9 protein-coding genes are annotated in these 9,370 nt (G+C 67.4%); 7 read left to right on the top strand and 2 right to left on the bottom strand.

Annotated elements, in window-relative coordinates; all coding sequences use genetic code 11:
- The first annotated feature begins 507 nt into the window (after window positions 1–507).
- From EB835_RS18625 to EB835_RS18605, 5 genes are read left to right on the top strand one after another with little or no spacing between them, the layout of a single operon-like run.
- Window positions 508–1,293, top strand: coding sequence for a GntR family transcriptional regulator (locus tag EB835_RS18625; protein ID WP_135810933.1), 786 nt, complete (start codon window positions 508–510; stop codon window positions 1,291–1,293).
- On the top strand, window positions 1,290–2,495 hold the full coding sequence (locus tag EB835_RS18620) for an anhydro-N-acetylmuramic acid kinase (RefSeq protein WP_135810932.1): 1,206 nt from the start codon (window positions 1,290–1,292) through the stop codon (window positions 2,493–2,495). Before EB835_RS18625 ends, EB835_RS18620 begins: the two co-directional genes overlap by 4 nt.
- Window positions 2,496–2,544: 49 nt before the next feature.
- On the top strand, window positions 2,545–4,056 hold the full coding sequence (locus tag EB835_RS18615; protein WP_135810931.1) for a sodium:solute symporter: 1,512 nt from the start codon (window positions 2,545–2,547) through the stop codon (window positions 4,054–4,056).
- The gene (gene murQ / locus EB835_RS18610) at window positions 4,053–5,120 is read left to right on the top strand and encodes an N-acetylmuramic acid 6-phosphate etherase (RefSeq protein ID WP_135810930.1); all 1,068 of its coding nucleotides are present in this window, start codon (window positions 4,053–4,055) and stop codon (window positions 5,118–5,120) included. Before EB835_RS18615 ends, murQ begins: the two co-directional genes overlap by 4 nt.
- Window positions 5,117–6,343: a BadF/BadG/BcrA/BcrD ATPase family protein gene (locus tag EB835_RS18605; RefSeq protein WP_135810929.1), complete on the top strand. Its 1,227-nt coding sequence runs from the start codon at window positions 5,117–5,119 to the stop codon at window positions 6,341–6,343. Before murQ ends, EB835_RS18605 begins: the two co-directional genes overlap by 4 nt.
- Before the next feature lie 80 nt (window positions 6,344–6,423).
- Here EB835_RS18605 and EB835_RS18600 read toward each other — a convergent pair whose 3' ends face one another.
- On the bottom strand, window positions 6,424–6,969 hold the full coding sequence (locus EB835_RS18600) for a GNAT family N-acetyltransferase (RefSeq protein ID WP_205749982.1): 546 nt from the start codon (window positions 6,967–6,969) through the stop codon (window positions 6,424–6,426).
- Between the two features lie 51 nt (window positions 6,970–7,020).
- On the opposite strand from EB835_RS18600, the gene EB835_RS20345 reads away from it, so the two are divergent.
- Window positions 7,021–7,191, top strand: coding sequence for a hypothetical protein (locus tag EB835_RS20345; protein ID WP_168216788.1), 171 nt, complete (start codon window positions 7,021–7,023; stop codon window positions 7,189–7,191).
- Window positions 7,192–7,198: 7 nt separating this feature from the next.
- On the opposite strand, the gene EB835_RS18595 is transcribed toward EB835_RS20345, so the two are convergent.
- Window positions 7,199–7,816 (bottom strand): TetR/AcrR family transcriptional regulator, encoded by a 618-nt coding sequence (locus tag EB835_RS18595; protein ID WP_135810928.1) that lies wholly within the window; start codon window positions 7,814–7,816, stop codon window positions 7,199–7,201.
- 152 nt (window positions 7,817–7,968) lie between these two features.
- On the opposite strand from EB835_RS18595, the gene EB835_RS18590 reads away from it, so the two are divergent.
- Window positions 7,969–9,366 carry an FAD-dependent oxidoreductase gene (locus tag EB835_RS18590; protein ID WP_135810927.1) on the top strand — a complete coding sequence of 466 codons (1,398 nt, stop codon included), beginning with the start codon at window positions 7,969–7,971 and terminating at the stop codon, window positions 9,364–9,366.
- Window positions 9,367–9,370: the final 4 nt, after the last annotated feature.

Here is a 9,370-nt window from a genome sequence, read left to right as displayed (position 1 = left end):
CAAGCCCTGCCGGATCCCGCGGGCATCAAGGTCCATCACACCCGGGCCGGTTAAGACCCGGCTGGCGGGGAAAATGTCTGTGAGGCACGGCCTCATTTCCCGGGGATCTTGACATGAGGCACTCCGCCCCTACTTTTCGCGGGCATATTGACATGAGGCACTACGCCCCTCGCGCCGTGCCGAAGCTTTTCCTCTGAGGCAACGATGCTTCTTTCCCGGAGGTAGTGCATTGCGGCTTCGGACCCGTCTGCCTGATGCCCTGCTCCTGATTCTGGTTCTCGGCGTTCCGGTTCTCAGTGCCCCGCTGACAGTCGTCGGGCTGAAAGCGCGTCGGGTCACGCGAAACTCGAAAAAGTCGTCACCGGCGACGACTTTTTCGAGTTTCGCGTGACCTGAGGGGTGCGCGCACGGATTTCGCGGGAGTGACGGCACGAAAACCGCGTCGAACCATCACAAAATAGACCAGTGGTCTTGATTTCGAAGTGTGTCCTATGCCTCAATGGTGTCGTGACGAAATTCCACTCGATCCGCGATCAGCTCCTCGACCGCCTCGAAGGCATGGCCGCCGGCGAGCAGTTCCCGCCCGAACGGCAGCTCGCCGAGACCTTGGGCATCTCGCGGATGACCCTGCGCCGGGCGATCGACGAACTCGTCGCCAAGGGCATGGTCCGCAGGCGCCACGGCACCGGAGTCTTCGCCCTCGGCCCGAAGCTCGATCAGCCCCTTGCCGCCAGCTCCTTCACCGAAGACATGGTCGCCCGCGGCATGCGCCCCGGCTCCCACATCCTCAGCTTCGACACCGTGGCCGCCGGCGCGCACATCGGCAGGCGCCTCCACCTCGCTGAGAGTGACGACGTCATCGCCATCCTGCGTCTGCGCCTGGCCGATGACGAGCCGATCGCCCTCGAGGAGCTGCACATCCCCTCCGCTCTCGTCCCCGGGGTGAACGCCGGTGACCTCGAGGACCAGTCGTTCTACGAACTGCTCCGGCAGCGCTTCGGCGTCAGTCTCAGCCACAGCGTGCAGACGATCGAGCCGACCCTCCTCGACGCCGCCGAGGCGAAGCACCTCGGTGTCCCTGAACTGTCCCCGGCCCTGCTGTTCGAACGCACCTCGCGCGGTGCCGATGACGTTCCCTTCGAGTTCGTGCGTTCCGTCTACCGCGGCGACCGCTATAAGATCCGCACCGAACTCACCGTTCCCGATCGCGGTGTCGAGGGCAGAGCCGGCACCGCCGCAGGCGCTCCCGCCACCATTCCCGACCGCACCATCTCTGCCGGAGGCCAGCCATGATCATCGCCGGACTCATGACCGGAACCTCGGCCGACGGGCTCGACCTCGTCATCGCCGAATTCCTCCCCGACCCCACAGTCGGCTCCGACCTCGTCGGCGCCGATCCGACGACCCTGACCGTGCGCATCCTCGCCGACCGCGAAGCCGCGTTCGACGAAGAACTGCACGCCGACATCCTCCGCCTCCTCGAACCCGCCGATATCCCCCTGTCCCTGGTCTCCAGCGTCGATGCCCGCCTCGGCCGGTTCTCCGCGGCCGCGCTCTCCGAACTCTGCCGCGACCACGACCTGACACCGGACCTCATCGTCTCCCATGGACAGACCGTTCGGCACGACATCAGCGACGGACAGGTCACATCGACCCTGCAGCTCGGGCAGCCCGCCTACATCGCCGAGGCGCTCGGCACACCCGTCCTCTCCGACGTCCGCTCCCGCGACGTCGCCGCCGGCGGTCAGGGTGCCCCGCTCGTCGGCCTCCTCGACAGCCTCCTCCTCGGCGATGTCGAGACCCCGACCGCGGTGCTCAACCTCGGCGGGATCGCGAACATCACCGTCATCGCCCCGGGTCACGACCCCATCGCCTTTGACACGGGACCAGCCAACGCCCTCATCGATGTCCTCGCCCGCCGCATCACCGCAGGGGCAGACAGCTGCGACCGTGACGGCGCACTCGCCGCCAAAGGACACGTCGACGACGACCTGCTCGCCGCGCTCCTCACCGAGCCCTACTACCGGCGGGAACCGCCGAAATCGACGGGCAAGGAACTCTTCCATGCCGCCTACCTCGACGAATTCCTCGACGCTCATTCCCACCTCGGCGAGCATAATCAGATCGCCACGGTCACGGCGCTGACCGCGCGCACCATCGCCGAGGCGGTCCGCCGTTATGACGTCACCACCGTCATCGCTTCCGGAGGCGGCACGCGCAATCCCGAACTCATGCGCCGCCTCGGCGAAGAACTGGGTGAGAACGTCGAACTGACCAGCACCGACGCTGCTCTGGGCCTGCCCGAGGGAAGCAAGGAGGCGCTGCTCATGGCGCTCATCGGCTGGCTGAGCTGGCACGGGCTCGACGGCACCGAACCGAGCCTGACCGGGGCGAGCGGCCCGCGCATCGCCGGACGCCTCACCCCCGGTGGCGGACCGCTGCACCTGCCCGAGCCTCTCCACCGACGACCCACTCGGCTCCGATTGGCTGACTAGACCGACCCCGAACCGACCCCGAACCGACCCCTCTATCAAGGAGACATCAATGCAGATCATCGACCTCCTGGTGATCATCGCCTATCTCGTCGCAACGGCGTGGCTGGGACTGGCGCTGAGCGGAAAGCAGAAGAACCTGAAGGGCTACTTCCTCGGCGGTCGCGACCTGCCGTGGTGGGCGGTGTGCCTGTCCGTCGTCGCCACCGAGACCAGCGCCCTGACCGTCATCGGCATCCCCGTGATGAGCTACCTCGGCGACCTCAACTACCTGCAGCTGGGCTTCGGCTATATCCTCGGCCGCGTCGTCGTCGCCTACTTCATGCTTCCGCGTTACTACGACGGTGAGATGGTCACCGCCTACGCCTACCTGGGCAAACGCTTCGGAACCTCGACGCAGACCACGGCCGGGGTGACGTTCCTCTTCACCCGTCTGCTCGCCGACGGCATCCGCGTCCTCGCCTGCGCCATCCCCGTCAAGGTCATCCTCGACGGCCTCGGCATCCACACGAACTACTTCGTCATCATCGTCGTCCTCTCCCTGGTCACGATCGCGTACACGTTCATCGGCGGCATCAAGGCCGTGGTCTGGGTCGACGTCGCCCAGATGCTCCTCTACGTCCTCGGCGGGATCCTCGCGATCATCATCATCTCCGCCTCGATCGGCGGCGGCTGGCTCGCCGAGGCGATCGACGCAGGGAAGACGAACATCTTCGTCTTCGAAGGCAATCCGATCTCCGCAGACGCCTCGTTCATCCCGTCCTTCCTCGGCGGTGCGGTCTTCGCGATGGCCTCGCACGGCTCGGACCAGCTCATCGTCCAACGGCTGCTGTCATGCCGGTCGAAGCTCGAAGCACAGAAGGCGCTCATCTGGTCCGGAATCGTCGTGGTCGTCCAGTTCGCGATCTTCCTCGCCGTGGGCCTCGCGCTCTGGGCCTACTACGATCACGCCCTGCCGGCAGACCTCGGCCTGACCCGTGATGACGAGATCTTCCCGCGCTTCATCATCGAAGGACTGCCCACCGGCATCTCCGGACTGCTGTTGGCCGGCATCCTCGCCGCCGCCATGTCGACCCTGTCCTCGTCGCTGTCGGCCCTGTCGTCCTCGACTGTCAACGACGTCTACGGCAAGCTCAAGCGCACCCCGATGACCGATGAGCAGGGATTCAAGGTCGGACGCTGGGCGACGATCGGCTGGGGTATCGCCTTCATCCTCCCAGCCACCGTCTTCCAAACTGATGAGGGCAGCATCGTCATCCTCGCCCTCGGCGTCGCCGGCATCACCTACGGCGGTCTGCTCGGGGCCTTCGTCTTCGGAATCGTCAACAAGCGCGCGAACGCCGTGGACGCGAACATCGGCTTCGCCCTGGCCGTGGCCGTCAACGCGTTCTTCTTCGTCATGGAGAAGTACGTCACCGGTGAGGTGTGGGTGGCCTGGCAGTGGTACCCGCTGCTCGGCGTCATCGTCACCTTCATCGTCGGCGGGCTGCTCGCCCTGCGCCATCCCGCACCCGCATCGACCGATGCCACCATCGCCGAGGTGGAAGGCAGCACCCGCCGATGACCGATTCCAGCCCGGCGGGCTCCCCGTCACCCAGCCCGGCGAGCTCCTCGCCGAAGACCCCACGTCCGCTGTCGCCCACCGAGCAGCGCAATCCGCGCAGCGCCGGTCTCGACGAGCTCGACACCCTCGGCGTCCTCAGGGTCCTCAACACCGAGGACCACGCAGTCATCGACGCGGTCGCCGCGGCCCTGCCGCAGCTTGCCCGCCTCGTCGACATCGCAGCAGAGCGTATGCGCCGAGGCGGCCGCGTCCACTACTTCGGTGCCGGCACCTCCGGCCGCCTCGGAGTCCTCGACGCGAGCGAACTGCTGCCGACGTTCAACCTCGAACCGGGGCGGGTCGTCGGCCACATCGCCGGCGGGCAGGCGGCGCTGGTCAACGCCGTCGAGAACGCCGAGGACTCCGAGGCCGACGGGTGTGCGGCCGGGGCCGAGCTCGGACCCGACGATGTGGCCATCGGCATCGCCGCGAGCGGGTCGACCCCGTACGTCGGCGGGGCGCTCGAGGCAGCACGAGCAGCCGGTGCTCACGCCGTGCTCATCTCGAACAACCCGCACGCTCCCGTCGCCGAGCACGCCGATGATCACATCCTGCTCGACACCGGACCCGAGGTCATCACCGGCTCGACCAGGCTCAAGGCCGGAACCGCGCAGAAGCTCGCACTCAACGGATTCTCGACCGCGCTCATGGTCGCCTTGGGTCGGACGTGGGACAACCTCATGGTCTCCGTCGTCGCCACGAACGACAAGCTGCGCGAGCGCACCGTGCGCATCCTCATGGAGGCCGCGGACCTGCCTGACGAGGACGCCAGGGAACTGCTCGAGCGCTGCGACGGCGACCTCAAGACCGCGATCGTCGTCTCCTTCGCCGAGGCGGCCCCCGCCCTGGCAGCGTCGAGCTTGGAGTCCCATGACGGCTCGGTCCGGGCGGCGATCGCCGAGCTCATCGGGACGAGTGGGCCGGGCGGATCTGACCGGTCTGCCGACCGCGGTCCGGGTGTAGCCGGTGGATCGGACGACGGCGGGCATGCCGGGGCCCACGGCCCGGGTACCGTGGGCGCATGAGCCTCGTCCTCGGCATCGACATCGGCGGAACCGGCAGCCGGGCCGCCCTCGGCATGGTCGGTGACATCGCCGACCCGCGGGACGGCGGCGACTTCGAGCCCAGCAACCAGTCTCGAGCCGAACCACACGCTGCCGCCGGCGCAGGACTTGCTCCACGCATCATCGACCGGCTCACCGGACCCCGCATCGAGATCGGGCCGAACGGCAGCAATGTCCTCCACGTTCTCCGGACCCTCGTGCGATCGGCCGCTGGTAGGTGGGTCGACCGTTTCACAGAGGTCACCGGCATCGGCATCGGAGCGACCGGCATCGCGTCGCTGGCCGAGAGTCCCTCGAATGCGCTCGCAGACATCTCCACCGAGTTCGGGGTGCCGGCTGTCGCCGCCATCGACGCGGTGACAGCGCACCTCGGCGCCCTCGGCGGGACCGGTGGAGCGATCAGCGTGCTCGGCACCGGAGCCATCGCCATCGCCCACCCGGGACCGAACGAAGAGGGGATCTGGACCGCTGATTGGTCACGTGCCGATGGGTGGGGGCATCTCTTCGGTGATCGTGGGGGAGGAGCGTGGCTGGGCCGCCGCGGCCTCGAACTCGCCCTGCGGACCCATGACGGACTCGACGAGCACGGGCGGGCGGTGCTCGAAGCGGCCACTCGCCGATTCGGACATCCCGCCTCGTGGCCGGGGCAGTTCTATACGCGCAGCGACCGGGCCGGACTGCTCGCCGAGTTCGCCGCAGACATCGCCCACTGTGCCCGAGCCGGCGACGCTGCCTCGGTCGAGCTGCTCGGACTGGCTGGTCGCGAGGCCGCCCGCAGCGCACTCGCCGCGGCCCGGGCAGCCGATGCCGATACGCCTGTGGCCCGCAGTGCAGTCGCTGCAGCCCGGGCAGCCCACGCCGATACGTCTGCGGCCCGGAGCGCAGGCGCCGCAACGCGAGCCGCCGGTGCCGATGATGCGTCGACGCTTTGCTCCGCAGGCGAAGGCACTCGCACGGAACAGGCCGCCGACGCTGCCCCCTCCCCGGTGCCCATCGCGCTCACCGGGGGAGTGGCGGCCGCTGGGAGCCACCTCGTTGAGGGGTTCCGCACCGAAACCGTCCGCCTGCACCCACACGCCACCATCGCCGAGCCAGCCGGCGGGCCGCTCGATGGGGCACTCACGCTCGGCCACCTCGGCGCGGGTGGGAAACTGCGGGCACAGGAACGGACCGTTTGGCTCTGACCGGGCGTCAGGTCACGCGAAACTCGAAAAAGTCGTCACCGGCGACGTCTTTTTCGAGTTTCGCGTGACCTGAGGCGAATCTATCCCCGCACCATCCGCATTTCGCGAACCCCGTCGTACTCATCGGTCTTGACCGTGCCGTCGGCGACGAAACCGTTCTTCGAGTAGAAGGCCTGAGCGCGCGGATTCGGATCGGCCACCCAGAGGGCCGTCGTCACGGTGGGGTCGACGACCATGTCGAGGAGGCCCTGCCCGACGCCCGTTCCGTGCATGGAGCGGTAGGCGTAGAGGACGTAGAGGTGGCGGTCCTCGAGACGTTCGTCTTCGGGTTCGTCGTCCTTATCCTGGGCGTCGTCGGTACCGGCGCTTCCCGACTCCTCCGGCGGTCCGGACATCGCGATGCCGACGACCTCACCGTCGGATTCGGCGACCGCGCAGGTGAACTTCGATGGGGCCGCCTCGGCGAGGATCTGCGTCCACATCCGCAGCCGGCGATCGACGAGATCGGGAGCATCGAGGAGTTCGTCGGGCATGATCCCGCGGTAGGTCTCCCTCCACGTGTCGACGTGGACGCGGGCCATGGCTGAAGCATCGGCGGGAACGGGCGGGCGTACGGTATGAGCCATGACTGGATGCTACCGCCCGAATCGTGTTGTCGGGGTGGTTGCCAGCGCAGAATGTTGCACCTGCACCTGCACCTGCACCTGCACCTGCACCTGCACGCGCACCTGCACGCGCACCTGCACGCGCACAGCAGCGGACCGTTTGGCTCTGACTGGGCGTCAGGTCACGCGAAACTCGAAGAAGTCGTCACCGGCGACGTCCTTTTCGACGTTCGCGTGACCTGACGCCCGATCAGTCAGACTCTGCCTCTGCGAACACTGAGCGCAGAATGGGGGCGACATGGTCGACGAGTTCCTCGAGTCCGAGATCGGCCAATGGGTGGATCTCCAGGATGTAGCGAGCGAAGGCCGTGCCGAAGAGCTGGCTCATCGCCACCTGCATATGTGCGAACTGTCTCGGCGTCGAGTTCGCCTCCAGAGTGGTGAAGATGTGCGTCTCGAGTGCCTCGCGCATCACTGTCGCCGCTGACGGGCTCTCGGCGGCGGCGCGAGCGAGAGCCCGCAGTCGAGGTCCGAGGGACGCATCCTCCCACGCACCGAAATACGTTCGGGCCAGTGTCTCTGCCTTGTCGGGATCCGCCCGCGTGAGAGCGGCGCGGATCCGGACCGGCAGGCGGTCGAGATGGCTCAGCGATTCGGCCAGCAGTCCCTCCTTCGTCCCGAAGAAGTGCGTGATCAGCGAAGGGTCGACCTCGGCCGCCGAGGCGATGCTGCGGATGCTCGTTCTGCCGTATCCGGTTGTCGCGAACTGGTCGAGAGCGGCCTCGAGGATGAGCGCACGGGAGTTCGAGGATCCCACCCGACGGCCAGGACGACGATTGCGATCCGGCGTGTTCGTGGTGTCGGTCATGGCCCTCCTCGTCTGTTCTGCACAACTCTAGCCAACTGCCCTCTAGGCAACGGTGCTTTAATTAGGTTACTGTGGAATTAATTGTTCGCCCAGGACGATGATCCGCTGTCTCCGATCACGTCGATGAGGCACCATTCGAGGAGGAATGACTGATGGGCACCCTTGAAGAGTTCGACTGCATCATCGTCGGCGGGGGACCGGCTGGAGTCGTCGCCGGGCTTCTGCTCGCACGCGGGGGCGTGAAGGTCGTCGTCCTCGAGAAGCACGCGGACTTCTTCCGTGACTTCCGCGGCGACACAGTCCACCCGTCGACACTGCGACTTCTCGACGAACTCGGCCTCTACCACCGGTTCGCCCGCATCGCGCATCGCCACGTGAACAACATCAGCCTCACGGATCGGTCAGGGCGGGAATTCATCCTCGGCGATCTCTCGAGGCTGAATGTTCCGCACCCCTTCATGACCATCGCTCCACAGTGGGACTTCCTCAACCTGCTCGCGGAGGCAGGGAACGACGAGCCGGGCTTCGAACTGCGAATGGGCGCTGAGGTGACCTCACTGATCTGGGAAGACGAGAGGGTCGGCGCGCAGGGCACTCAGTCCGGCGGTCCGCCCAAGGTCCGGCTCGTCGGTCCGCCCGGCGGCAGACCCGGCGATCGGGTCGTCGGTGTGAGAGTGCAGGGGCAGGACGGGACCGACGGCCCGGAGTCCGCGCACGAGCTGCGCGCCCCGCTCGTGATCGCCGCCGATGGGCGGTGGTCGATCGCCCGGAAAGAGGCCGGCCTGCCAGTCCGCGAACTCCACTCGGGGATCGACGTGTGGTGGTTCCGCATCGACACCGAGGCGGTGCTTGCCGATTCCATCGCCCCGCGATCCGACGGCGGAAACGTTTTCGTTGCGATTCCCCGGGACGGGCATGTGCAGATGGCCCGGCTCATCCCCAAGGGTGCTGACGACCGGTTTCGCGCCGAAGGCGTCGAGGCGCTGCGCAGTGCGGTGGCCGCCACCTTCCCGCTCCTCGCCGATGACGTCGGAGCCATCGACATCGACGACGTCAAACTCCTCGACGTGCGTCGCAGCGAAGCGCCGAGGTGGTCCGTCCCCGGTCTTCTCTGCATCGGCGATGCGGTGCACGCAATGAGCCCACTCGGGGGAGTCGGCGTCAATCTCGCCGTCCAGGACGGAGTGGCGACGGCTCGGCTGCTTGCCTCATCGCTGCGTGACGGCAGAGTGAGTGCGAGGCATCTGCGCCGGGTGCGGCGTCGCCGACTGCTGACGACGAAGGCCGTCGAACTCCTCCAGGGCGGAATCCACCGAATGATCGAACCCGCGGTCCACACCGGCGGCGACATCCGTCCGCCCGCGGTGCTGGAATGGCTGGTCAAGACGTTCCCCGCGCTCACCGTCATCCCCGCTCGGATCCTCGGAATGGGCGTCACCCCAGAGCACGCCCCCGGCTTCGCCCGCCGCGCGGAAGGCTCGCACCGGCCGGAAGATTATCGCCGACCAGACGGCGCCCCCTCTGGCCCGGCCATTCATCCTCGGGTCTGAGGAT

This window comes from Brevibacterium sp. S22, from assembly GCF_004745485.1.
Taxonomy (GTDB): Bacteria; Actinomycetota; Actinomycetes; order Actinomycetales; family Brevibacteriaceae; genus Brevibacterium.
Note: the sequence above shows the minus strand (reverse complement) of the source record. Positions and strands in the feature narration are given on the sequence as shown.

Excerpts from the sequence above, each read along its gene's own strand:
- EB835_RS18620 (WP_135810932.1), top strand. The coding sequence starts at position 1,290 with ATGATCATCGCCGGACTCATGACCGGAACCTCGGCCGACGGGCTCGAC.
- EB835_RS18615 (WP_135810931.1), top strand. The coding sequence starts at position 2,545 with ATGCAGATCATCGACCTCCTGGTGATCATCGCCTATCTCGTCGCAACG.
- murQ (WP_135810930.1), top strand. The coding sequence starts at position 4,053 with ATGACCGATTCCAGCCCGGCGGGCTCCCCGTCACCCAGCCCGGCGAGC.
- EB835_RS18605 (WP_135810929.1), top strand. The coding sequence starts at position 5,117 with ATGAGCCTCGTCCTCGGCATCGACATCGGCGGAACCGGCAGCCGGGCC.
- EB835_RS18600 (WP_205749982.1), bottom strand. The coding sequence starts at position 6,969 with ATGGCTCATACCGTACGCCCGCCCGTTCCCGCCGATGCTTCAGCCATG.
- EB835_RS20345 (WP_168216788.1), top strand. The coding sequence starts at position 7,021 with ATGTTGCACCTGCACCTGCACCTGCACCTGCACCTGCACCTGCACGCG.
- EB835_RS18595 (WP_135810928.1), bottom strand. The coding sequence starts at position 7,816 with ATGACCGACACCACGAACACGCCGGATCGCAATCGTCGTCCTGGCCGT.
- EB835_RS18590 (WP_135810927.1), top strand. The coding sequence starts at position 7,969 with ATGGGCACCCTTGAAGAGTTCGACTGCATCATCGTCGGCGGGGGACCG.